Genomic DNA, 25,369 nt, shown 5'->3' with positions numbered 1-25,369 from the left:
CTTCTTTTTAATTGTAAAATAATTGGTTTATTTTAGTATTTATAAGGTAATTGTTGAAGTAAGTCGTGAATGAGTTAATCGTAATTGGTCGTTAGGAGGGGGAGGTAGTGGTTGATAAAAAAATCTCCAATCCAATCTATCCCAACAATACTAGTGCTTATTATTTTCTTGTCAGGTACACACGCTTTAGCGAATGCAACTTCGATTACGATTAAAGGTAATCCGACGTTAAAAGAATGTGTAAGCATTCTCGAAGCACAACCGTCACCTGACCAAATTCCAATCGATGTAGTCGATTATTGTGAAAACACCTTGAAGGAAGCAGAAAATGAATTTATCGAAGAAACAAAAAAGAAAGGAGACGATAGGGCAAAAGGTGAGGATCAAGCGGTCGTGCCACCGGAAAACGACGAACTTGATCACATGGAGCCTGCATCACCGGAAGCGTCTTCAACACCCGAGACTGAAATACCCCCTACACTAGAACCTCAAGTACCAGAAGAGGAAGAGTCCCCGACACCCGAGACTGAAATACCCTCGACACCAGAACCTCAAGTACCAGAAGAGGAAGAGTCCCCAACACCCGAGAGTGACATACCCTCGACACTAGAACCTCAAGTACCAGAAGACAAAGAATCACTAAAATCCGAGGATGAATCATCAACGGCATCAAAGTCACAAAATCCTGCATTAGAGGATAAGGAAATACCTGTCGACGAAGGAGCGGAAAAAACGGAACAAAGAGGAGCACTCGATGTCGCGTTGGTAGGATCGGTCAACCTGACTGCCGCTTATGAAGCAGCGCAAAGGAAAATTACGTTGGCTGCGGATATGCAATCCGTTTTGAGTTTAGGATTAGGAAGCAAATACGTGATTTTTCAACTCCCACAGGAAGTGATGCAATCGATTCAGGCAGGGACAATCAGTTTGAGTTATTCCTATACAGGATTGCTGGGCGCAAAAGTTGCAAATGTACCGGCCAGTTCGATTCAACAAAACGGTAATCAAATTTATGCAGAAGTCGGTTCTTTGCTTGCACTCTCACTTTTATCAAAAGATATCTTTACGTTAAGTTTCAAAGTCAATCCACTTCCGGTCGGAACAAATTCAGTGTATACATTTGAAAGTTCATTGACGAGTAGTGTAGTCGATTTGGATGTTTTAAATAGTGGTCTTGGAACGGCGACTTTAACAATCGGTCCCGTATTTAACCTTAAAGTACCTGAAGTTCTCGATTTTGGAACACAGGAAATCAAAGGGAGAGAAGGCGTAATCAATCGAAAAACAGCGATGACGATTGAAATATCGCATCAAAATGCTTTGAATTATGATTGGAAACTTCGCGCTAGGTTGACGGCACCACTCTCGAGCGAGGGAGGTGATGTACTAGATGACGTGCTGCTTTTTAAAGTCGGTGCGACAAATCAAACGTTACAAACCATTGATAACGAAATTGCATCCGGGAAAATGGGAGCGACATCAACGATTTTGACGTATGGACCAAGTGAAGGAATCATTCTCGATTTGACAGGGAAACGACCACGAGCTACTACGTATCAGACGCAAATTCAATGGACATTAGTCAATGCACCATGAGAAGGAGAGATTTGAATGAAAAAACAGTCAATCGTTACTTCATTGTTTGCTAGTGCCCTATTACTAGGTGGACCGTCCCTCGTATTTGCAGAAACGTCGTCAGGAAGTTCAACCGCGACCATCACTTTTGAGACGAATAAAGCACCTGACATTCTGGATCCAACCAATCCCGATGATTCGTACACACCTGATCCAGGTAAGGGTGAAAACACACCGACTGGTAATACAGGACCGTTGACGCTAGATTATGCCCCGAACTTTAACTTTGGGACACATGAAATTCTTGGAAGTGATGCTATTTTTGAATCGACTGACGAAAAACCCTTTTTACAAGTGACAGACCGGCGTGTCGTGTTGTCTGAATGGACGGTTACTGCCAAGCTGAATACGTTCACGAGCGGAGGGGAAAACACATTGCCTGGAGCATCATTATCGATAGCGGAAGGTATCGTGAATACACCTACCTATAACATCGGAGCGACGGCACCCGTGACAAGCGCGATTGAATTAATTGCGGGTGGTGAAGCAGTAGATATTTTAACGTCGACAGCTGGATCGCCTTACTCTTGGTTACTATCTTGGTTGGGTACTGATGTATCACCTGAGACGGACGGATCACTTTGGTCGAATGCCAACATTACATTGAATGTTCCATTGAATCAGCAAATCAAAGGAACGCACGTCGCGACAATCGACTGGGTATTAACGGATTCGATTCCTTGATTAAGGAGGGGATGGGTTGATTAAACGTGGTATACAGTATCTTGTTGGATTAAGTGGAGTCATCTATCTACTCATGACCGGAGTAGTCGTCAGTGCCGAGAGTAACGTCAATTTTTCGGTTGAAGCGATACCGAATGAATTTCAAGTGGATTCCGGTGTCACGTATTTCGATTTAAGGATACCTCCGGAACAACGAACTGATATGAAAATTCGGATTTATAATCACGGATCAGACGATCAGTCCTACCTTGTCTCGCTCCGAAATGCGACGACGAACGGGAACGGATTGATTGTATATGAAGAGAAAGGACCATTGACGCTCGCAGAAGTGTCCCTATCCGAGTTAGCTCGCGTCTCGGAAAAGCCTATTACAATTAAAGCAGGGGAGTCGAAAATCGTTTCGTTGAAGCTGACTTTGCCGAAACGAGCGATTGAAGGGGTCCTACTCGCAGGTATTGAAATCAAGAAACAGGACAAACGAGAAGTGGCATCCGCAGAAGTCGGTGTTCAAAGTCGCCAAGCGTACGTCATTGGTGTAAAGGTTCGGTCATCAATCCGGGAGATTGAACCGGATTTACTGTTCGAGGGAGTAAAAGCAACTTCCTATCTGTCTCGTCCGAGCGTCCTCGTCACCCTCGCGAACCAAGCACCTGCCATCAGTGAAAAATTTCAGGTGGAAGCTGTCGTCAAAAAAGGTGGAAAGGTCATCGTTCGAAAAGAAATGACGGCTCAATTCGCTCCGACGACATACATGACGTTCCCACTTACATCAATGGGGATTTTGAAGCCGGGAACATATCAACTCGATGTTAAAGTGGTCGGGAAAGAAAAAAACTGGACGTGGCAGGATGATTTTACAATTAGTGAAAAACAAGTGGAACAGATGAAAAAAACGGTTCCTGACGTCGAACAACATCCGAATTCGTTCCTTGGAGAAACATCGAAAATGTTGATGATTGTTTCGCTTTCCATCATCGTTCTTTTACTCGGTTACATTTATCACTTGAAACGAAAAGCATCTTCCGAATAATAAACAAGCGGCCCTGCTGAATCAGCAGGGCCGCACGTGTGAAGGTACTTATTTTTTTTCAGCGAACCCATTTGCGATGGCGACGATGACTTCTGTCGCCTTCACCATGTTATCAACAGAAATGAACTCGAACTTTCCGTGGTAATTTTCACCACCTGTGAAGATGTTCGGTGTCGGTAATCCCATGTAGGAAAGCTGCGAACCGTCAGTTCCGCCACGAATCGGCTTGATGATTGGCGTAATACCACGCGATTCCATCGCGGCATGCGCGATGTCGACGATCTGCATATGCGGTTCGATTTTTTCCCGCATGTTATAGTATTGATCATTTAATTCGATTTCGACACTACCGGCGCCATACTTTTTGTTCCATTCCTCGACGAGCGCCGTTAAGAAGTGTTTTCGTGCCTCGAAGTTGTGGCGATCGAAGTCCCGGACGATGTAGTGGACGACCGTTTTTTCGACGGACCCTTCAAAAGAAATCAAATGGTAGAATCCTTCGAATCCGTCCGTGAATTCGGGCGCTTCATCACCTGGCAAGCGGTTCTGGAAGGCCATCGCATGCTTTTGCGAATTGACCATCTTATCTTTTGCCGTACCCGGATGGACATTCGTCCCATGGAACGTGATTTTAGCACCTGCCGCGTTGAAACTCTCATATTCGAGTTCACCGAGTGGTCCACCGTCGATGGTATACGCAAACTGGGCATCAAATGCTTCAACATCAAAATGGTGCGGTCCGCGACCGATTTCTTCATCCGGTGTGAAGGCGACACGAATCCGTCCGTGTTTCACTTCCGGATGTGCAATCAAATAAGCCATCGCCGTCATGATTTCAGCGATGCCGGCTTTATTGTCGGCGCCGAGTAATGTCGTCCCGTCCGTCGTCATCAAGGTATGCCCGACGTAGTTCGTCAAGGATGGGAAATCTTTTGGTGATAAAACGACTGGAATTGTGTCATTTAAGACAATCGGTTCTCCATCATAAGTATCGACGAGCTGCGGATTGACGTTCGTTCCTGTAAAATCCGTCGCCGTATCGAGATGGGCGAGGAAACCAATCGTCGGAATGTCGGCGTCTGTGTTCGCAGGAAGTGTCGCCATGACGTAACCATTGGCGTCGACCGAGACATCCGTCATGCCGATTTCTGTTAATTCTTCGACGAGAAGACGAGCGAGTGTCCACTGTCCTTCCGTCGTCGGGACGGTCATGCTTTCATAGCTGGATTGTGTGTCGATTTTTGCATATGTAGTCAATCGACGAATCAAATCTTGTTTCAATGAAAAAACGTCCTTTCTGAGTTGAGTTACGTTCATCATATCATGAAGCGATAATATTCGAGTATTCTGAACCATGCTAAAATGGGAAAGAAAAAAGGGGGAATACAGATGAAAGCATTTGTTGTCGATCAGTATGGACCGGACGCTACGTTAACAGAAAAAGACGTCACACTCGCTAAAACGGGGGAAAACGAATTACGAGTACGTGTTACGGGGACGAGCTTGAATCCACTTGATACGAAAATGTTTTTTGGTCATGTGGCGGCAGCTCCGACAACTGGAATTCTCCAGGGCGATGTAACGGGGAAAATCGTTGAAATCGGATCGAGTGTGACGACTTTTTCTGTCGGCGATCACGTCATCGCCTTTGGTGGCGGATTAGGGGAAAGATCCGGTGCACTTGCAGAAGAGATGCTTGTCCCGGAAAGTATGGCCGTCCTTAAACCAGCAGGACTAAGCGCAGAAGTTGCCGGGTGCCTGCCCGTGATCGGTTTGACGGCGATGGAGGCCTTAAAAGAACGGGCGATGGTCCAACCCGGGATGCGTCTATATGTCGTCGGTGGAACGGGTGGGGTCGGTCACCTCGTCGCACAGCTCGCAACACATTACGGGTGCGACGTGACGGCGAGTGCCGCGAATGATGAAAAAGCGAACTGGTTAGAAGGACATGGGATACAAGTCCATCGGTATCGCGACGAAACGAGTGAAGCGCTACTCGAACGTGTTGCACCTGACGGGTTTGATGTCGTCATCGATACGGTCGGCGGTGATCATCTGCAAGAGTCGTTCGTCTTAGCGAAAGAACGCGGAAAAATCATCTCGATCGCGACACGGACGACACAAGATTTGACGCCGATGCATAGTAAAGCATTGACACTTGAAGCCTTATTCGTCGCCTTACCATTGATGAAAGGAAAAACAGAGGAGATGCGTCGCCAACAAAAACATCTAGCAGAAGTTGCTGGACTCATCGCCGACGGGACGATTGAACTTCGCATCGATTCGCGTGTCCCGCGCCAAGTGGAAGCGTTAAACGAAGCATATAAAGCCTTCGACCAACACTCGCATTTCGGAAAGGTCAGCGTATATGATGTTTAATCAGAATGTCGACTAACCTAAAAGATTCGGCGTATGGTTTATTTTTCCTTTTAATACAAAAAATAATTCTGCTAATCGATAGAAGATTAGCAGAATTATTTGTTTTGAGGTTATTTACGGCGGACAAGAACAGCTTTACGTTCCGCTTCTTTCAAAGAAGGATGCTCTGGAAAGTCTTCAAGAGAGGAAATTTCCCAAACGATTTCGTACGTTTGACGAAGTTTTTTGAAAGCTTGTTCGACCATTTTCATGAAGCGCTGTTGATCAAATAGCTGACAATCCGTCGTAATCAACAACAGTCCACCGCGATGGGTCATATGAATCGTTTGTTGGATTAAAGCGGGTAAATCGACTTCGGCGCGGAAGTGGCGTGCTTGTGTTTTGACGAGTGCCGGTGGATGGACGATGACAAAATCAAAACGTGTTTTCTTATCAGCTTGATCGATGTAATCAAACGCATCTTGGACGAGGATCGTTTGCGCCGCTGGATCAAGCTGATGCAGTTCAAGTTGTTCAATCGTCTTGTTCCGGCTCCGGGTCGAGAAATCAACGCTCGTCGTCTCAAGCGCTCCACCAAGCAGCGCAGCGGCGGTCAACGTCCCTGTATCGGAAAACAGGTTCAAGACAGTTCGTCCTGTCGCATGTTGTTTGACGATTGTACGAAGGTCGCGTTGGTTAATGTCGAGACCCGTCCGCATGCCGGCGTCCAGGTGATAGAGAAGCGGAAGACTGTTCTCCTCGAGGACTTCCGGGAAATCTCCCCGTTCACCGGCTAAGAAATCATCGCCTTTGACGGGTTGACCATCAATTTGGAAGGCACGTTTTTCGTAGATGCTTTTAAAGTGGATTAACGACTCGAGGGCAGAGACGATTTCCTGCTTAAACGAATAAATCCCTTCATTTTCGAATGTAATCAAGTAATGGTGGTCAAAACAATCAATCGTCAAACCACCGATGCCGTCACCTGAGCCGTTGAAGACGCGGAACGTATCGATTAATTCATTTTCAAAAAAGGCATCGCGTTGGTCGAGGGCAGTCTCAATTTTTTCTTTAAAAAAGACGTCGTCAATTTCTTGAATTTCGTCCGTCGAGAGTAACCAGCCAAGTCCTTTTTCTTGCTTGCCAAAATAGCCGGTCGCAAGGTATTCTTTATCTTCTGTAGTCAGCCGGAGTAACGCACCTGCTTCTTTAAGATGGTTACTTTTTTGGAACAGTTCTTTATACAATAAAGGCTGACCATTTTTGATTTGTTCGACAGCCGTCGCTTTGACGACGACAGGATAGATTTCGCGTGGCACATGAGTTCCTCATTTCTGGTTGTGGATAAGTAGTCAAATTATAGCATAGGAAAAGTTGTCCACATGTGGATAATTCAAATTGATGAATATTTAGCGTGTCGATTGTTGCTTTCTGTGGATAAGTCAAGATGATCCAGGTGGAGATAATTTAAGTGAACGTTCTTCAATCGAACCTTCTCTTTCCACTCGCTTTCCATGGGCGAGCAACAAGCCGCGCTTCGGTCCAATGCTTGTCCCGATTCGGGTCTTGTTCAGCTCTGACGAAAACATGACCGGTCATGTTTTCTTTTCCCATAGGAGTCGAGTGGAAACGAAGGTTCTGCTTCGAAAAAAGACCACCTTCGTAATTACGAGGATGATCTTCTGTTAACTCATGTATAAAATAAATCATCTTCTATACTTATATTGAATGCTGTAGACAAGATTTAAAGAAGGGGTGGACGTTATTTTGAAAAAAACAATCCAAGTTGTCGGTGCTGTAATATTTAATTCAAGCAATGAAGTACTCTGTGCCTTACGAAGTGAAGCAATGTCGTTACCGAACATGTGGGAGTTTCCTGGCGGAAAAATCGAACAAGGAGAACGACCGGAACAGTCACTATCCCGTGAAATCAACGAAGAATTAAATTGTACGGTTCAAGTGAAAGAACATATTGAAACAACACTTTATGAATACGAAAAAATCATTGTTGAGCTGTCGACATATTACGCGGAAATTGTTGCAGGTATACCTAAAGCGCTGGAACACGCAGAACTTAGATGGGTAAGCGTTCAAAATTTACAACAGTTAGAGTGGGCTCCGGCAGATATCCCGGCTGTTGAAAAAATTATGAGAGCTTTTTCCACGAAATAAATTCTTCTGCCGTCAAAGGTTCTTTTAAGATCCACTCGACATTGATCGGTTTAGAACCTTGACTACTTTTATGAATCAGCTCACCAAAGTACGTAAAAGGTAAGGAACGGCCCTGCTCTTTTTCTGCTTTACGAATAAATAAGTGAATCTTAATACCGCGTTCCTGATGGTGACGATAGAGTTCTCCTGCTTTTCCATGTGCAGTCGCAATGCTTTGGGATTGCCAATGGAAATGCTTTTTATCAATGAAGTAATCTTGATAGTTGAGTTGGTCCTCAATCGATTCGTTTTTGTGCAGATTAACGAACAGTACATAATCTTCCCCTGCTTGTGCGACACCTTCTCGCCAGGAACCTTCTTGGTGCGGTGACTCGAGTAAACGTTGGATGACAGAGCGATTATACGTCATCCGCGAAATCAATGATTGATTACTTGCTAACCAGACTTCACCTCCCGATAGTTGTTCAAAAGCATGCAGTCCAGCCTGAATCAATTCACTTAAGTATGAAGCTAAGTGTTCATTGGAGGATAACGCTTCTGTCATTTGCGTTGAAAACTGGAAGCGTCCATCGTTTAATACAGCAAGTAGCGGTAGCCGGTCATTTTTTAGTGGTGTCGACCATCGTTTGAACAAATGCTGAGTAAGAGACGAGCGATGGGATATCGCAGAAGTTGAAATCGCAAAGCGGTTTGCAGCTGCCTGAATAACATCATCGACCGAAATCGTTTCTTGATTTAAAAGTAATTGCACCATCAATAAACTAAAGGGCTCACGGATTGGGAACCAACTTTCGATATGTTCAATGACTTTTCGTGCATCCGGATTGAGTAAAAGGGAGAGTTCTTCATCCGTTGCGACTTTCTCAAGTTGTTTTAATCGTAGTACACTTTTCCATTGTTGAATGATTGCTTCAATGGCCGGAGCATCACGATGCGTCACTAAGTCATTGAGTGACGGTGTATCACCAATCATTGTCGTAAGGCGCTGGTAACTTTCACGTAGCTGTTTACTTGTAGAAAACTCAATTTTCTTCATTTGCTCGATAATAAAGTTTTCGGTTACACGATCGAGAATCGCGAGTGATCCTTCTGGTAGGATCGGGAAGTGATTTTGGACAGCGTTTGCGACATGATAACGATCGATGGAATGGAATGATTGTTGTCCGGATAAAACGAGTGGGGCTACAAATGCACGCTGGCTGTTCCCGATAAAGTCTAAAATCGTCACGTATTCTTTCGAATCATGCTTGCGTAATCCACGCCCAAGTTGTTGGATGAAAATTGTTGGTGATTCCGTCGGACGTAAGAAAAGCATCAAGTTAGTTTTAGGGATATCGACACCCTCATTAAATAAATCGACTGTGAAGATGAAAGATAATGGATCATGTTCGTCTTCTAACCGCTGAATAGCTTGTTCTCGTTCTACTTCACTTTGATTACTTGTGATCGCCAATGCTTCGATGTGGTGCTTATTAAATTCAGCAGCCATAAATTCAGCGTGATTGATATTGACACAAAAACCAAGACCGACTTGAGTAGAGCCACTGTTGCCAAACTTATTGATCATCTCAAGGATATATTCCGTTCGGGAAGACCGTTCAAGTGCTTGGACTAAATCTTTTTCGATATAAAGTCCGTTTTTTTGAGGAATCATTTCATAGTCAATTTCTTCATCATCTTGAATCCCAAAGTAATGAAACGGAGTTAATAAATCTTGAGCCAGTGCATCATAGAGACGAATTTCATATGCGATGTTATGATCGACTAATTTAAAGATATTTAGTCCGTCCATTCGTTCTGGCGTTGCTGTGATGCCGAGTAAAAACTGCGGTGTAAAGTGATTTAAAACCTTTTGATACGAATCTGATGCTGCGTGATGAAATTCATCAATAATAATATAGTCGAATGTGGAACGATCAAATTGTTCCAAATGAACTTCTTTTGAAAATGTTTGAATGGTAGCAAAAGTAAATTGTTTGTCTGTTTCTTTTTGATTTGCCTGATAGCGTCCGAAAGTAGCTGTCGAATCGGTAAAAATTTTTTTGAAAGTCTGCTCTGCCTGAGCGAGTAATTTTCCACGGTGCGCAATAAAGAGTACACGTTTAGCTTCAAATTGTTTTACATCAAAAGCAGCTAAATAGGTTTTACCTGTTCCTGTTGCAGCAATCACCATGGCTTTAGTTTGGTTTTTTAAGCGCAACCGGTGAAGCTGTTCTAAGGCCGGGAGCTGCATCTCATTGGGGTGGATCGTGTCATAGTCTACAGCGTCTTCAGCAACACGGTCGTTTACAACAAACTGTCTGATCTTTGGCATATCTAAATGGTGTTGTTCATACTGTTCTAAAATTTCTGTTGTACATGTGATTGCTTCGTTGCTCGTCCATAAATTAGTAAACAACGTCTGTGCTTGAGAGACAAGAGAAGTAAGCGGAGAATGAGGAATTCGGACATTCCACTCAAGGCCATTTGTAAGTGCTGATTTTGATAAATTAGACGAACCGATAATGGCACTATGTAAATCAGTTTCTCGCGTAAATAAATACGCTTTTGGATGGAATGCTTGATTCTTTTTGATCGGTTCATAAATTTTAATCTCAACATTACGGAACTGCATCAGTGTACGAAGTGCTTTCGCTTCAGTGATATTCATATAAAACGAAGTGAGAACACGAATTGGTTTATTTAATCGTTCCGCTTCTTGAAGGGCTGGGACTAACGCTTGAATACCAGAATGTCGAGTGAAACTCACCATCCAGTCCGCCGATTGAGCAGTAGCCAACTCATCAATCAAATGATGTAGTAACTTTTCTTGATTTTCCTGACCGGGTGCGATTAAATCCCAGGCTCTTAATGATTTTTCATATTGAAGTGGGAGCGGTGTTGAAGACGCTGTTAATTGTCGTTGTAATGGAACCGTCAAGCTCGGTTCATTTAATGCGGACAGCCAGCGATTCGTCGTTTCGATCATTTCTTCAGTCAATTGATTTTGTTGAAGATCAACAATCGATTTATAAAAAAGCTCATTTAAATGAGTTAATAATTCTGTTGTATAATCTGCTGTTTGAATAGGTGCGTTTTTTGTAGAAGGATCTGTTGTAGAGTGTTGGTTCTGCAATTGTTCCTGAAACGAAGACATCTGATTACCTCCAATAAATTCCAAACTAAATTCAGTATACGAAGTAATTGGAAATCGTGCAGCAACAATCTAATTCCAAATGAAAATTACTCTGCAATTGTTCAAAAATAATTAGAGATTTTTTTTTCTTATTTTACTAAAATGATGATGTAAAAAAAGATTCCTTTTTCATGACTCCTACGGGAAGAAGCGCGTTTTCGCGCTGACAGAGGCAAGCGAGACCAGGTTCATTATTCGTCAGAATAAGGAGCCTCGGCTTGCGCCTCGCCCGAGGAAAGCACGAAAAAAGGAAGAATCTTTTTTAGACAGGTTCAGACCGCTCTTTATTTAAAGAAAGATCTTCTAATTAAAAAGGGCAACGCGAATCCCGTAGGAAAGCACGTTGCCAAAATTGAGCGAAGTATAAAAATCTATTTTTATATGGAGAAAGTCATCGATTAAGCTTCTACTTCAATCACCGCTTCAAGCGAGACTTTTACATTTCCTGCAAGCGCACGGGTGATCATGCATGAACCTTCCGCTTTTTCCGCGAGGCGACGTGCCATCTTGACCATTGCCTCTGTCGTATCGGCAGGTAAAATCAACGTGGGACGATGAATGATTTGGTCATACGTAAAGACACCGTTCGTCACATCGACGATGCCTTCAGACTCCATCGTCAGTGATACTTTTTTGATGTTGCTGCGCTCGAGCATCGCGGCAAGCGTGATGATGTAGCAGGTCGCGGCTGCTCCGAGTAACATCTCGTCCGGATTCGTCCCGACGCCAGGACCATCCATTGCCTCCGGAATCGAGATCTTCGTTTTTAAGTCACCGGTCTCGATGTCGCCGATGTCGTTTCGGTTTCCCGGCCAGTCTGCTGTTAAATGAAAATGATGTTTCATTTCAAAATCGCCTCCTCTGTTGTTATCATACGTGTTGTCTTTTTGATTTTCGCGCTATTTGCTCACGAACAAGCCCTCGGTCATCTTACGACCGAGGGCTTGTATGATGTTAACTAAAGATTTGATCGATTTTTTTAATGTCTGCATCCGTCAGCTCGACTTCAATCGTCCGGAGCGTATCCGTTACTTGATCGGCACGTTTTGCACCAGGAATGATGGCATCGATGCCATCTTGCGCCAGGTACCAAGCGAGGACGACATGCGCGACGTCGACCTCTTTTTCTTTTGCAATCGGGCGAAGTAGCTCGACTTTTGCTAAGTTGTCCTTGAAGACATCTTCTTGGAAAAGGGGATCCTTCGCACGTAAATCATCGAACTTCGTGTTCTCGTCATATTTTCCGGCAAGTAATCCGGCAGCGAGCGGGAAGTACGGGACAAATGAAATCCCGTGTTCGCGGATATAAGGCAGGATTTCTTTTTCTGCATCCCGCTTGAACAAGTTGTACTCACCTTGATAGACGTCGACATGTCCGTCTTTGTTGGCTTCTTTTAATTGTTCGAGTGAGAAGTTCGAGACACCGATCGCTCGGATTTTTCCTTGTTCCTTTAATTCGGCAAGTGCAGCGACCGCTTGATCTTTCGGTGTCGCGTCATCCGGGAAGTGGATGTAGAACAAGTCAATGTAATCCGTTTTTAAACGCTTCAGGCTCTCTTCGACCGACTGTTTCAAAAACTCGGGTGAGTTATCGATGACGACCTCGTCGTCGACGATTTTGTGCGCGCCTTTCGTTGCGAGGATGACGTCTTTGCGTTCGACCGTCTCGCTCCACGTTTCACCAACGAGTTCTTCTGAACGTTCTGGTCCGTAAATAAAGGCCGTATCTAAAAAGTTGATGCCGTTCATCAAAGCGACACGAACCAAATCACGTCCTGCTTGTTCATCGAGATTCGGGTAAAGGTTATGCCCACCGACGGCATTTGTTCCAAGACCAATTGGGTGGACCATGAGATCTGATTTTCCGAGTTTGACTTTCGTATCCATAAACAAATTCCTCCTTAGACAATATCGAGCGGTTCTTTTTTAGTTGGAGCAGGGAATGCTTCATCAAGTGCTGCGAATTCTTCATCCGTCAGTTGTAAGAGTGCGGCGCGACCATTTTCTTCGACGTGCTTCGCCTGACCGGCTTTCGGAATGGCGATGACATCACCGCTCCGCACGACGAAGGCGAGTAAGATTTGTGCCGGGTCGACACCATGTGTTTCAGCAAGGCGTTCAACGGTTGGGTGATCAAGTAGCTTCTCCCGGAGACTCCCGCCTTCTGCTAATGGGCAGTACGCCATGACTGGAATGCCGTGCTCTTTTAAGAGCGGCATCAATTCGTATTCAATCCCGCGTGAGCCAAGGTGATAAAGTACTTGGTTGACAGCACATTGATCGCCGTTTTCTAACGCAAGTAATTCTTTCATGTCTGCGACATCAAAGTTCGAGACACCCCAGCGGCGAATTTTTCCTTCAGCCTTCAACTGTTCGAGACCATCGACCGTCTCTTGGAGCGGGATGTCACCGCGCCAGTGGAGTAAGTAAAGATCGAGATAATCCGTCTTCAAGTTACGTAACGAACGTTCGCACGCTTCGCGTAGCTTGTCTCCTCCAGCATTATGAGGATAAACCTTCGAGACGAGAAACACTTCTTCACGTCGTCCTTCGATTGCTTCACCGATTAATTGTTCCGACGCCCCTTCACCGTACATTTCTGCCGTATCAATCAATTCCATTCCACTGTCGAGTCCGACATTCAAAGCTTCGATTTCAGCTTCGCGTTTTGCGGGTTCTTCGCCCATATGCCACGTTCCTTGACCGTGTGCCCGAACGTGCGTTGAATCGGGGAATGTCACCGTCTGTTGTTTTAAGGCGGCGAGCAGGATTGTCCGTTCTGTCTCATTCATTTCGTTTCCTCCTCCAAAATTCACAATAATAGGCTTTACCACGGATGGATGAGAAAAAAACGTCAACCGTTTGCTCACCAGTACTCAAACAACGGACCGGTCTGACCATAAACGGGGTCGGTCGATGGACGCTCGACGTGTTCAATCCGTTCGAGATTACCCGGTCGTTCGCAGGCATCACCCGTCAACGTGTCATAGTCTTGACCGTTCGGATAGGCGCCGATGACTTTGAAGCGGCGACTCGTATCAAGCGCTTTATGTCCGGTTCCGGCAGGTAAGACGATGACGTCACCTGCAGTCAGCGTAAACGTCTTTCCGAGCGGTCCGCCGAGCTGAACAGTGGCATGTCCTTCAAGAATGCCGATGACTTCATGGGCGACGCTATGGTAATGATGGAAATCAAAAATACCGTCGACCCAGCTGTTCTGCCAATTATTCGCGTGAAATGTCGTCTCGATGGCGGACGGGTCCTCAAAGACATGACGATAAATCAAGACCGGATAGCGTGGGTTATTTGGAATCACGCCATCATCCTCAAAATGAAAAAGCTCGACACCCATCGTGTACACTCCTCTCTGATGTCAAAAACATACCATTTTTTTACCCGAAATCAGACTAACGTAATCGTCTAGGCATCTTTGTAGCACTTGCATAATCGAGGTGCTAAACTAGCTAAGTTAACGAAAAATAAAGGAGGATTTCACATGATCGCAATCGAAGCAAAATTAGAAGTACAACCAGCAAAACGTACTGAATTTTTGGAGGCTACTAAAGCATTGGTCGACGGTTCACGCTTAGAAGCAGGAAACGTCAGCTATGACCTATTCCAAAGCACAGAGGACGAAAACGTCTTTATGATGATTGAGAAATGGGAAGATCAAGCAGCAGTCGAAACACACAACACGAGCGCGCATTTCGGACAGTTCGTCGCATTCGCACAAACTGCACTCGCTAAGCCACTTGACGTGCAAACGTTCACTGTATAATAAGTAGTAAGAAAGCCTGGCAATCGTCAGGCTTTTTTTTATGTCTAAAGCGAACGAAAGTTCTCTTTTTTGTTACAAAAAAATTAAAATTCCCTCGAACATCTGTTATTTTTTCCAAAAATAGGGCATTATCTTAAGAGTAGCTAGATTTAGACTTAAGAGGAGGCAACTAAATGAACGAACGTAAAGTCCAGGAAGATCCGTCTTCACGCTCTTTCTTTAAAATGCCTCATACATATGCGATTATCATGGGGATTTTACTGATTTCAGTTATCTTGACGTATACGTTACCAGCAGGTCAATTTGATCGTGAGAAACAAGATGGACAGACGGTCGTCATCGATGGTACATACCGGGCAGTCGAGTCGGCACCCGTTAATTTGTTTGGATTGTTTGAAGCGATACCAAAAGGCATGGAAGCGGGTGCTGGCATCATCTTCTATATCTTTCTCGTCGGTGGTGTCTTCGGCATCATCCGTGAGACGGGAGCGATCGAATCCGGAATCAATCAATTGATCAATCGATTCGGTCAAAAAGGTCATATCATGATTCCGATGACGATGTTCGTCTTTTCGGTTGCTGGAGCGACGATCGGCATGGCAGAAGAAACGATTATTTTCGTCCCGATCGGTATCATGCTCGCCCGGGCACTCGGTTACGATGCGATGACGGGCGCTGCCATCGTCAGTCTCGGGGCAGCGGTCGGTTTTGCCGGCGGCATGCTCAATCCGTTTACGGTTGGTGTTGCACAGTCGATTGCCGAAGTGCCATTGTTCAGTGGGATTGGTTACCGGACGGCAATCTACTTAGCTTTTTTACTCGTGACGATTTTATACGTCATGAATTATGCACAAAAGGTTAAAAAAAACCCGGAGCGCAGCTTAGTTTATGACTTAGAGAAACATCGGAAAGAAGAAACGACGACAACCTTTTCACGATTTTCGAAGAAGCATGCGTTTGTTCTCATCGTTTTGATTGGCGGCATCACCCTGAACGTCATCGGAATCTTTGAGTGGGGTTGGTACTTAACGGAGTTGACGGCATCGTTCCTCATCATCGGAATGCTCGCCGGAATCGCGACACTCGGTGTCAATCGGACGTTCGAAAGTTTGATTGACGGGGCGAAAGCCGTGACGTTCGGTGCTTTAATCGTCGGCTTCGCACGTGCGATTGTCGTCATCTTGGAAGACGGTCGTGTCATCGACACAGTCATCTATGGTTTATCGAACGCGGTCGGACATTTACCGACGTCGCTTGCCGTCATCGGCATGTACATCGTCCAGTTGATTACAAACTTCTTCATTCCATCCGGGAGTGGACAAGCAGCGACGACGATGCCAATCATGGCGCCACTCGCTGATTTGTTAGGGATTGAACGACAAGTCGCAGTCCTCGCCTTCCAGTATGGGGACGGGTTGACGAATATGATTTTTCCGACGAGTGCCCATTTGATGGCGTTCCTTGCAATTGCCGGCATCCCGTATGAAAAATGGTTACGATTCGTCTGGAAGTTGTTTGCGATTTGGGTGACACTTGCCTGCGTCGCCTTGCTTCTCGCCGTCACATTAGGGATTCAATGAACGTCGACCTTCCGTGCAATGGGCGCGGAAGGTTTTTCCCGTGCAGGAATCGGGAACTTCTAAGACGAACGTTAGTTATAAGTTCATAAGGGGGATTTCAACATGACATATTCAATCGTTGGCTATTGTGAAAAAGAACAAGCATGGGGAGTCGCTGTTCAATCGAAGTTTCTTGCGGTCGGTAGCGCCGTCCCGTTTGCGAAAGCGGGTGTCGGGGCAATCGCGACCCAATCATTCGCCAATACGACATATGGTCCGGAAGGATTACGGATGATTTCTGAAGGGAAGTCGGCGGAAGAAGTCTTAAAATTGTTGACGGACGCGGACGAAGGGCGGGCAGAGCGGCAAGTCGGAATGATCGACGCAGCGGGGCGGAGCGCAACCTTCACGGGAGACGCCTGTAACGACTGGGCAGGTGGAATCGCCGGTAAACATTTTGCCGCACAAGGGAATATCTTAGTCGACGGCAACACGGTCAAAGAGATGGCCCGTGTGTTCGAGGCGACGGACGGACCGCTCGGTGAACGGTTGTTACGTGCACTCGCTGCCGGACAAGCAGCAGGCGGAGACTCACGCGGAATGCAGTCGGCTGCGCTTCTCGTCGTCAAGGAAAACGGCGGATATGGTGGTTTCAATGACCGCTACATCGATTTGCGTGTCGACGATCATCCGAGTCCGATTCAAGAACTCGAACGGATTTATCAGCTGCACACGCTGTACCTGCAACCAAGTAAACCGGAAGAAATCAAGCCGATTGATGATGCGCTCGAATCGGAAGTGATGGATAAGTTACTCGAACTCGGTTACCGGGGATCGTTCGAAGAAGCTTTCCGGACGTACCTGCATACGGAAAACTTCGAGATGCGTGAGCATCAGGACCGTACAATCGACACACGTGTCCTCGCGTATCTTCGCGCCCAATGAGAAAAAGCTCTGCACTGACCGCGGTCAGGCAGAGCTTTTTTTATGCGGACGGATGGGTCCGGACAGGTACTTGATAACCAGTTGCGATGAAGCGTTCGAGTTCCGGTTCGGATTTAGCATTCAAGCCGACCGTCCCGTCTCCTTTGATGGCGACGTTCGTCAGACGGACGCGTTCAATGTGGGGGCCGATCGTAATCCCGTGGCGTGCGGAATCTTCAATCCGGACATCGATGAGCCGGACGTCATCTGCACCGTTTTCACCACCGAAGACTTGAATGTCCGTTTTAGCCTGACGGAAGCCCGTCATCTTAACTTGGCTCAAGGTGACGTTTTCCGCTTTGTACTGGATTCCGATCACCGGCTGTTCCTGGTAATCATAGTTCGGGTCACCGAGGACGGTGAAGTCATGAATGACGACGTTCCGATATGCCGAGACGACGAGTGCCCGCGGTTTTGAGTTTGCATAAAGCGGTGTATATTGAGGCGTCTGTGCGACAAGCCGTGTCGCGATGATGTTATAGGCAGTTTGTGACGTCGGGTCTGTTGCTTGATGGTGACCGATATGGCGGAAATTGAACGAACGATGGTCATCGATTGAGAGGTGCCCGACGATTTTAACAGTCGAAGCAGCGGACGATGTCGCATGTGCCTTGATTTCGAGCCCGCCGAAACAACGGGACGTCGCATTGTTGAACAACCAGACATCACGTGAGCCATCATCGATTTCAATGCCGTTCGAGTTCGAAAAGCCGACGGCGTGGGCTCGCCCACTCGGGTCATGCATGAAACAGTTCGAGATGAATAAGTGATCGCTATGATGCGTCGTGATGCCATCATCACCGAAACCGGATCCGGTCAAGCCATCGAACCAAATGAAGGAACTACTTAAATTCGCCCGTGCGCCGTCCCCGTTGTAATTGTAGTAAGGCGTCGAAATGTCAAAACAATGGAGCCCGGGCTCGACTGCTTCGACGTCGAAGACCCAGCCGTATGTCACATGGGCGTAGGTCAGACAACTCGAATGGTTGCCCCACGTACTGCTCTTTTTAGCAGCACCGATCCGCTCGATGTTCCAGTCGAGCGTCATTTTTTCGACGAGCAGATGATGATTACCGAGTAAGTAATTTTGGTTCGTGATTAACCGGCGTCCTTTCGGGGCATCATCATGTAATTTTAAAATCGTCCGACCTTTCCCATCACCCGTCAAAATCGTATAGTTCGGGAGACGAATCCCGCGGACGATGTATGTGCCGGCAGGGACGTGGACTTGGCGATGTCCGTCAGCAAGTGCTTCCTTGAAGGCAAGCGTATCATCGGTCTTTCCGTCACCGATGGCTCCGTACGTCCGGACATCGACTTTTTCGACCTGACAGGCCAGTTGTTCGAATTCATAGGTGAGTCGACCGAACCAGCTCGGCCGGACCTCATCCTGTTCACTGACGAAAGCTTTTGTCAGGGGCAAGATATGTTTAGCACGGTCCGTTAAAAAAAGTGGTGAGATTAACGAACGTAAGTAGCGGCTCGGATGCGGCGCGCGACGCGGTGCGACGAACGGACTTTCGTTCATCAATTGTTCAGCATGGGTAATGGCCGCAAGATTCGTATTACTTTCCGTATATTCAGCAATCAATCGCCCGTTTTGATAGGGATCGTGCGTATCTTCTAATATGACCATGATTGAACTCCTCTCTAGAAATCACTCCATTTCTTTTCCCATCCTGTCTGTTGTTCAAGCCCTTTTTGATTAAAATCAAAAAATTCCGTAAATTAGGCTTGATTCATTATATAATGGATAAAAATGACATTAAAGAGGTGGGAGCATGCGATTTCGAAGTCGATTACTGTTGATGATGGGTATAGTTTTGCTGGCGCTTGGAATCATGAAACCGTTAGCCGAGACCGGGTATCAGGCACTGCGTGATGTCGAAGTTTTTCCGGCGACGGCGACGGCGCAACAGTGTAGAGAAGATTGTGAAAGCAAGCCGCTCGACTGGTGGTGGCTGAAGTTACTTTGGAAGAAAGAACCGAAACCTGAGGGTGTGGTTTATGGTTACGAGACGGATGAAAAAGGTGAAATGGGAGGAGAACCTAAAGATAAATTTAAGTTCATCTCACTTGGATTTAAAAAATTTGAAGAAGGTGTGGGAATTGAAGAGACAGAAGGATTTCCCTATTTCTTGATTGGACTGGGTCTGGCGGCCGTTCTGTTACTTGTCCTACTCGTCCGTCGCTTCCGAAAACGCCGTCGTCGCTTAAAAGGTGCACCCGAAGACGAAGTAATGCCACCGCAGCAATACCGACAGACTAAGGTGGATTCAGAGGAGACATTCCCACCATTGCCGGTCGAACAAGTTCGGCAACAGGTCGTTTTGTTCAATCGTCAGTTGCCGGCGCGGCTGAAACGCCGGGAGACGGAGTCGTTCAGCGAGTGGTTCAAACGAATCGGATTTCATCCGTCAACCGAACTGCAGCATCTATATGAGGTAATCCGGTATGATTCAAAACAATCAATTCAAGTACCACCGACTGCGCTGACAGACATCGAACATGATTTTTCAAATTATCTCAACCGATTCCGATGAAACCTTTCAGAAAGTCCCGACGTATCATGGAACAGAAGGTCAGGAAACGGGGGACTGAAGAATGTACTTAGCAGACGCAGTGAAACTAAAAAGTATCTTACGGAAACAATTGGAGCAACTAGTCGAAGAGATGGAGCGTATTGCATTCATCGACCTTGAAAAAGGGGAGGCCCTACCGACTGGTCAAGAACGGACGTTACTCGATGTCGAGTCGGCTATGGATGAAGTCCGGCGTGATATGCGGACACTTGATCGACTGGTCTATGCAGCAAACTTGTCAACGACCATCGAGACGACAGAAGGAGCAATTCCGCTCGTCGAAGCGATTGAACTGGCGACTCAATTACGGGCAAAAGCGACACAGTTCCAAGAACTCGCCGCACGTCCGAAACGCGAATTCCAGTATGGATTTGAAGGAACGACGGTCATCCGGCATGCTTTGTACGATCCTGAGGCATACCGGATCAAGGCACAAGAGATGGAGAGGGCTGCTCACCGCATCTCGAATGCGATCAATGCCGCGAATTACCGAACGGAAATTGATTTTGACGGTCACCGTTATATGTAAGCCTTGATCAGATGAGACTCCTGATCAAGGATGGCATTTCTGACTCTCAAACGCTTCCACAAGGGAATCACAACGGCCACGGCACACCTATGACCACGGACCGATGACATGTTTACCTGTCACTTTTGACTACCTGCGGAAAAGACTTTTTCCGTCAGATGCCAAAAAACCGCGATTGCTTCGGCATCGCGGTTTTTTATGCATAACATGTTGTTATTCCTTAAAAAAAAGGTAGACCACTGCTTTGGTTCGGGTATAGGCTAGGGGAATAGTAAATATTGAAGGAGGAATTGATATGAAAAATTCATTTAAAGCATTCGTCGTACGTGAGGAAGAAGGACAATTCGTCGGGGCACTCGAACAAAAACAAGTCGACGACTTACCAAAAGGTGATGTGTTGATTCGTGTCGCCTATTCGTGCATCAACTACAAAGATGCGTTATCCGTCACGGGAAATCGCGGGGTGACGAAAAATTACCCACATACACCAGGCGTCGATGCGGCAGGTCATGTCGTGACGTCATCTGATGAACGCTTCAGCGAAGGACAAGCGGTCGTCGTCAACGGCTTTGATTTCGGAATGAATACATCGGGTGGTTTTCAAGAGTATATCCGCGTGCCGGCGGACTGGATTACGCCGCTACCGAACGGCATCACGACGCTTGAAGCGATGAGTTACGGTACGGCCGGTCTGACAGCTGCCCAGTCGATTGATGAACTCGTTCAACGTGTAAAGCCGCAAGATGGTCCGGTCCTCGTAACGGGAGCGACAGGTGGCGTCGGCAGTGTTGCGGTCGCACTCCTCGTGAAACTCGGGTTTACAGTCCATGCCGTGACCGGGAAAGAAGCCGAGCATGACCGCTTGAAGCAAGCAGGTGTCGCGGAAGTCATCTCACGGCAATCACTCCTGGAAGAAACAACGCGACCTTTGAAAAAAGGCCTGTATGCCGGGATCATCGACACGGTCGGTGGTCCGCTACTTGCCTCGGTCATTCGTTACGTCCAGTACGGTGGACTCGTCACGACGTGCGGTAACGTCGGTGGTGCTGAACTGACGATGACCGTCTATCCGTTCATCTTACGTGGTGTTCGTTTGATTGGAATCGATGCTGTTCAGTTACCAATCACAGAGCGTGAGCGTTTATGGAATCATCTCGCGAACGACTGGCATTTATCGATTGCCGAGATGGTCCGAATGAAAGCGTTGAGTGATGTTCCGGCAGTCGTCAAGTCGTTGCTTGAAGGGACACATCAAGGCAGAACTGTCATCGAAATTTAAACAATTTGGTTCTGGATTAGATGGTATAGTGAATGAAACATCACTCGGTCAATTCAGGAGGAACCAAATATGAGTCAACAGGAACAAGAGCACGATCAGGCACGGCAATCGCGTCACATGCGTCGGAAACAAAAGCGCAACCGGCGTGGCATTGCGTTCGGTGGCCTATTGGCGACGGCTTTGATCGTCGGCGGATGGGGCTATATGGTCGCGCATAACGATCCTTCGCAAGCGACGTCGACGGTCGAAACACCGAAAACAGATGCTTCGGCCAAAGAAACGGCAAAGGATAAAGAAAAAGATTCGGCCGATCAAGCGAAGAAAAAAGAGTCGAAGAAATCGAAAAAAGAAGCAGCACCTGAGATTAGTTCAGCGGCATGGATCAAACGACCGTTTGCAGATGTCTATCAAGATGCAAATCGGACTAGTGTCATCTATAAGGCGGACTTAGGGGATGTTTATGAAGTCCTCGACGCAAAAGACGGCATGGTACATCTGAAGTTAAGTGATGCGGTCGAAGGCTACATCCCGGAAACGGATGTTCAGATGGAGGCTCCGTCTAGTCTAAAGGATGAGAAACTCCTTTCGACACTCGGACAAGTCGTCGCGAATCAGCCGATTGACAAGCCGGAACAATACCTCGGGAAACCGCTTGAAACGTTTGAGGCGAAGTATGGCAAGCTCGGCAACACACAAAAAGATGCCGTCAATACGTACCATTTCTCGAACGCCGGGTACCTGCTCGTCGTATCGGATGGAATCGTTGAAGCAATCGACTGGATGAATGTCTCAGCGTCAGGCTTATCAGCACTTGGTGATCCGGTCGTCAAGACGGATTACGGCACATGGTATGAAGGTGAAAAATTGCAACTCAAGGCATTCCCGGATAACGGTTCGACGCGCTTGCGTCTCGCACGTGATCTTGGGAAATGAATCGATTGAGATTGGAGCTAGTCAGGTTTTCTAGTCAAAAGCCGGACATGGCGAGTTGGATTTGAACGCAACGATAAAAAAGACAGGATCGTCATCTCACAAAGATGCACAGTCCTGTCTTTCATTTTATCTCAAATCTGAAGCACGTTCATTCCGTCGAGTGAACGTGCTTTTTTTACGTTGAATCCATAATAAAAAAACCTCCCGAGTCATCGACTCGAGAGGAAAGAGAAAATCCTTGGGAGGAGGTTTTCTTAGTAGACGCCAACTGCATCAAATGATTTTGCTGCAGCGGCTGCTTCAGCACTTGAAGAACCGTAAAGGTCTTTCGCCGATTGAACGACTGCTGCGCGGAGGTAGCTGAAGTTCGAAGTCGGAGTCAAGTAGACGTTAAGGGCACGGTAGTAGATGGCACCAAGTTTCGGTACGCCGACGCCTGGTACAGTGACACCGTAATGTGTACCACCGTTACCTAAGAGGTAAGCGGCTTTGTTGACGATACCAGAGTTCGTGTGGACACCACCGTTATCAGCCGTACCTGTGTAACGTTTTGAGTAATGATCTGGGTCACCGTAAGCGGCTGGGTTAGACATTGAACGAAGTGCATCGCCACTTACACCTGGTGTGTAGATGTCTTCACCGACGAGCCAGTCGAAGTTTAAGCCAACTGAGTACTCTGCAACTGTTCCCATGATATCCGAAACAGCCTCATTGATCGCACCCGATTCGTTTTGGTAAACGAGTCCTGCTGTGTATTCCGTGACAGCGTGCGTCAATTCGTGAGCGACTACATCAAGTGCGCCAGAAAGATATGTGAATGTCGAACCGTCTCCGTCACCGTAGACCATTTTTGATCCATCCCAGAACGCATTGTTGTAGCGTGAAGAATAGTGAACCGTTGAATTGAGTGCTGCACCCGCATTATCGTAACTGTTGCGGCCATATGTGTTTTTGTAGAAGTCATATGTTTTCACTGCATTGACTTGTGCGCTGACAGCGGCACGGTCATAAGTAGCATTGAGAACGTTGTCGGCATCCGCCCAAAGTGATCCTGGAAGTGATGTCCGGTTTTTTGCATCGTACGTCGAGATGCCTTTACCGCGTGTTGAATCTTGAAGGTAGTAGTAAGAACCATTCTTCGTCGTGTTGAATGTAGCACTTGTTCCAAGAACCGTCGTACCTGAACCGACTGTCGTTGTTCCGGTGATTGCCTTAACTGGTTTCGCATGTGCCAGTTGGTCATATTTGTTGATGACCTTACCAGAGTTTGCATCGATGAAGTATGTCCAGCGTGACGGCTCGTCGCCAGCTAAGACAGTCGATGTGATTTTATAAGCATAGACAGCATCGTCTTTGACTGGATAGACAACGAGTTCACTCGTCGGAGCCACTTCGAATTCTGTTGCTTTGATTGATTTTTTATACAATTTTAAAGCTTTCTTTTCAGAGATTGCAATTTTCTTATCAAGACCTGGTTTCCCTTTGACCTTGACTGCATCATTGACGATTGCTTTTAAAGTACCGTCTTTCGCAACGTTACCGACGACGACACTACCGAAGACCGGGACGCCATCCACTTCTTGTTGGAGACGTACGATGTGAGATGATCCATCTTTTTGAACATCTTGTACAGAGAAGTCACCTTTACCTTCGACATACTCTTTAACGATTGATGCAGCTGGCTCGGACGATGCTTTCGTCAACTTACCAGATTGAAGACCTTCTGCGCCTACGACTGTAGGAACGACAAGTACACTTGCGACAAGCGATGTAGCGAGAAACTTTTTCAAAATAAATCGCCTCCTTGTTTGGGTTGAGTCTAACTATGCCAAACAAAATAGAGAACGAGAATAAGGCATTCGGATTAAATAGAATTTTCTGAAAATAGGTATTTAGTACCCGTACTGAACAATTTAGTCATTGAGACAAATCGAGTGAAGAAATACTCTTCTAGCACTTCCATCACTGAAGAAGTGGGATTCCTGGCCTTAAATTCTATGAGTAATCCTCAAACTGTAGACAACGTGCTATCGGTAGATCAAGCGTCTTTTCCCGTAGCAGTCAACGAAACATGACGCTTTTTAGGTAATAACGTGACGGAAAGCCGGGCATGGATACGAGGCGAGACAGGGAAGCGCGAACGGATTGCATCTCGATATCGTAAGTTCACGCTAGAGTTTGTCCACACGCGGAAAAGACTACTCGTTTGAGTAGTCCTTAGAGAATTCGTTGATATAAGTGATGGGTACCTTCACGGGTCTCATCGATTTTAAAATCAAGCGGATCAAGTTCAATCCCTTGTTTGTGTGCAAAACGCTGAATCTTTTCGAACGATTTCCAAATCTCGATGTCTGGTCCTTCATGTCTCCAAAAGACATAGCGAGCAGGAGGGAGGTGGTATCCTTTCATTCCCTTAGGAACCCGTTCGAGTGAAGAGACAGGTAAGCCGACGCATTGCGTATACTTCGTTCCGCGGTGAGCAAGCGAGACATCTAATGGAAAACTGTCCGGTACGACTGCCGGAATTTCATGCGCTCGACGTGAGAATTCACGCCATAGTTCAGGCATCAATGTATGGAGTTCATTTTCTTCGCACGTCATACTGAGTCCGATTACATAAAGCTCGTGACGTTCAACAATTTTAGGATGCATCTGAGACTCCTTTCGTCAG

22 protein-coding genes are annotated in these 25,369 nt (G+C 46.4%); 12 read left to right on the top strand and 10 right to left on the bottom strand.

The annotated features are described in order from the left end of the window. Window positions 1–111 precede the first annotated feature (111 nt). Genes P403_RS0107460 through P403_RS0107450 form a run of 3 tightly spaced genes read left to right on the top strand, consistent with a single transcriptional unit; the run spans window position 112 to window position 3,349 of the window. Entirely contained in the window at window positions 112–1,596 is a 1,485-nt protein-coding gene (locus P403_RS0107460) for a hypothetical protein (RefSeq protein WP_029332085.1), read from the top strand. A gap of 15 nt (window positions 1,597–1,611) precedes the next feature. Further along, window positions 1,612–2,319: a WxL domain-containing protein gene (locus tag P403_RS16280; RefSeq protein ID WP_051667329.1), complete on the top strand. Its 708-nt coding sequence runs from the start codon at window positions 1,612–1,614 to the stop codon at window positions 2,317–2,319. Between the two features lie 16 nt (window positions 2,320–2,335). Then, complete coding sequence (locus tag P403_RS0107450) at window positions 2,336–3,349, top strand: WxLIP family cell surface protein (RefSeq protein WP_029332083.1); 1,014 nt, start codon at window positions 2,336–2,338, stop codon at window positions 3,347–3,349. Between the two features lie 48 nt (window positions 3,350–3,397). Here P403_RS0107450 and pepT read toward each other — a convergent pair whose 3' ends face one another. Then, window positions 3,398–4,630: a peptidase T gene (pepT, locus tag P403_RS0107445; RefSeq protein WP_029332082.1), complete on the bottom strand. Its 1,233-nt coding sequence runs from the start codon at window positions 4,628–4,630 to the stop codon at window positions 3,398–3,400. Between the two features lie 108 nt (window positions 4,631–4,738). Between pepT and P403_RS0107440 the strand changes: the two genes are divergently transcribed. Further along, window positions 4,739–5,728: a zinc-binding dehydrogenase gene (locus P403_RS0107440; RefSeq protein WP_029332081.1), complete on the top strand. Its 990-nt coding sequence runs from the start codon at window positions 4,739–4,741 to the stop codon at window positions 5,726–5,728. 110 nt (window positions 5,729–5,838) lie between these two features. Here the strand turns inward: P403_RS0107440 and P403_RS0107435 are convergent, their stop codons facing one another. Beyond that, a complete protein-coding gene (locus P403_RS0107435) occupies window positions 5,839–7,026 on the bottom strand; it encodes a class I SAM-dependent rRNA methyltransferase (protein WP_029332080.1) in 1,188 nt (395 codons plus the stop codon). Between the two features lie 448 nt (window positions 7,027–7,474). Here P403_RS0107435 and P403_RS0107430 point away from each other — a divergent pair, with 448 nt between their 5' ends. Beyond that, window positions 7,475–7,879 (top strand): (deoxy)nucleoside triphosphate pyrophosphohydrolase, encoded by a 405-nt coding sequence (locus P403_RS0107430; protein ID WP_029332079.1) that lies wholly within the window; start codon window positions 7,475–7,477, stop codon window positions 7,877–7,879. Here P403_RS0107430 and P403_RS0107425 read toward each other — a convergent pair. The 5 genes from P403_RS0107425 to P403_RS0107405 form a co-directional block, all read right to left on the bottom strand. Further along, window positions 7,854–11,015 carry a DUF3427 domain-containing protein gene (locus P403_RS0107425; protein ID WP_051667327.1) on the bottom strand — a complete coding sequence of 1,054 codons (3,162 nt, stop codon included), beginning with the start codon at window positions 11,013–11,015 and terminating at the stop codon, window positions 7,854–7,856. The two genes, P403_RS0107430 and P403_RS0107425, sit on opposite strands and share 26 nt — an antisense overlap. Before the next feature lie 437 nt (window positions 11,016–11,452). After that, window positions 11,453–11,899, bottom strand: a complete 447-nt coding sequence (locus P403_RS0107420; protein WP_029332077.1) for an OsmC family protein — start codon at window positions 11,897–11,899, stop codon at window positions 11,453–11,455. 109 nt (window positions 11,900–12,008) lie between these two features. Continuing rightward, window positions 12,009–12,941: an aldo/keto reductase gene (locus P403_RS0107415; protein ID WP_029332076.1), complete on the bottom strand. Its 933-nt coding sequence runs from the start codon at window positions 12,939–12,941 to the stop codon at window positions 12,009–12,011. A gap of 14 nt (window positions 12,942–12,955) precedes the next feature. Next, complete coding sequence (locus P403_RS0107410) at window positions 12,956–13,846, bottom strand: aldo/keto reductase (protein ID WP_029332075.1); 891 nt, start codon at window positions 13,844–13,846, stop codon at window positions 12,956–12,958. A 74-nt stretch (window positions 13,847–13,920) separates the two neighbouring features. After that, window positions 13,921–14,406 (bottom strand): cupin domain-containing protein, encoded by a 486-nt coding sequence (locus P403_RS0107405; RefSeq protein WP_029332073.1) that lies wholly within the window; start codon window positions 14,404–14,406, stop codon window positions 13,921–13,923. 144 nt (window positions 14,407–14,550) lie between these two features. Between P403_RS0107405 and P403_RS0107400 the strand changes: the two genes are divergently transcribed. The 3 genes from P403_RS0107400 (at window position 14,551) to P403_RS0107390 (ending at window position 17,336) form a co-directional block, all read left to right on the top strand. After that, window positions 14,551–14,832, top strand: coding sequence for a putative quinol monooxygenase (locus tag P403_RS0107400; protein WP_029332072.1), 282 nt, complete (start codon window positions 14,551–14,553; stop codon window positions 14,830–14,832). Between the two features lie 173 nt (window positions 14,833–15,005). Continuing rightward, window positions 15,006–16,412, top strand: a complete 1,407-nt coding sequence (locus P403_RS0107395) for a YfcC family protein (RefSeq protein WP_029332071.1) — start codon at window positions 15,006–15,008, stop codon at window positions 16,410–16,412. A 102-nt stretch (window positions 16,413–16,514) separates the two neighbouring features. After that, window positions 16,515–17,336 (top strand): DUF1028 domain-containing protein, encoded by an 822-nt coding sequence (locus P403_RS0107390; protein WP_029332070.1) that lies wholly within the window; start codon window positions 16,515–16,517, stop codon window positions 17,334–17,336. Between the two features lie 40 nt (window positions 17,337–17,376). Here the strand turns inward: P403_RS0107390 and P403_RS0107385 are convergent, their stop codons facing one another. After that, the gene (locus P403_RS0107385; protein WP_029332069.1) at window positions 17,377–19,011 is read right to left on the bottom strand and encodes a glycosyl hydrolase family 28-related protein; all 1,635 of its coding nucleotides are present in this window, start codon (window positions 19,009–19,011) and stop codon (window positions 17,377–17,379) included. Between the two features lie 145 nt (window positions 19,012–19,156). Between P403_RS0107385 and P403_RS0107380 the strand changes: the two genes are divergently transcribed. The 4 genes from P403_RS0107380 (at window position 19,157) to P403_RS0107365 (ending at window position 22,698) form a co-directional block, all read left to right on the top strand. After that, the gene (locus P403_RS0107380; RefSeq protein ID WP_029332068.1) at window positions 19,157–19,918 is read left to right on the top strand and encodes a hypothetical protein; all 762 of its coding nucleotides are present in this window, start codon (window positions 19,157–19,159) and stop codon (window positions 19,916–19,918) included. 61 nt (window positions 19,919–19,979) lie between these two features. Beyond that, a complete protein-coding gene (locus P403_RS0107375) occupies window positions 19,980–20,486 on the top strand; it encodes a hypothetical protein (RefSeq protein ID WP_029332067.1) in 507 nt (168 codons plus the stop codon). 295 nt (window positions 20,487–20,781) lie between these two features. Then, a complete protein-coding gene (locus tag P403_RS0107370; RefSeq protein ID WP_029332066.1) occupies window positions 20,782–21,765 on the top strand; it encodes a YhdH/YhfP family quinone oxidoreductase in 984 nt (327 codons plus the stop codon). Window positions 21,766–21,834: 69 nt separating this feature from the next. After that, window positions 21,835–22,698, top strand: a complete 864-nt coding sequence (locus tag P403_RS0107365; protein ID WP_029332065.1) for a hypothetical protein — start codon at window positions 21,835–21,837, stop codon at window positions 22,696–22,698. Between the two features lie 254 nt (window positions 22,699–22,952). On the opposite strand, the gene P403_RS0107360 is transcribed toward P403_RS0107365, so the two are convergent. Next, the gene (locus tag P403_RS0107360; protein ID WP_029332064.1) at window positions 22,953–24,488 is read right to left on the bottom strand and encodes a M4 family metallopeptidase; all 1,536 of its coding nucleotides are present in this window, start codon (window positions 24,486–24,488) and stop codon (window positions 22,953–22,955) included. 427 nt (window positions 24,489–24,915) lie between these two features. Next, a complete protein-coding gene (locus P403_RS0107355) occupies window positions 24,916–25,350 on the bottom strand; it encodes a GyrI-like domain-containing protein (protein ID WP_029332063.1) in 435 nt (144 codons plus the stop codon). Window positions 25,351–25,369 lie beyond the last annotated feature (19 nt).

This window comes from Exiguobacterium oxidotolerans JCM 12280 (assembly GCF_000702625.1).
Lineage (GTDB): Bacteria > Bacillota > Bacilli > Exiguobacteriales > Exiguobacteriaceae > Exiguobacterium_A > Exiguobacterium_A oxidotolerans.
This window is presented reverse-complemented; position numbering and strand designations above follow the sequence as displayed.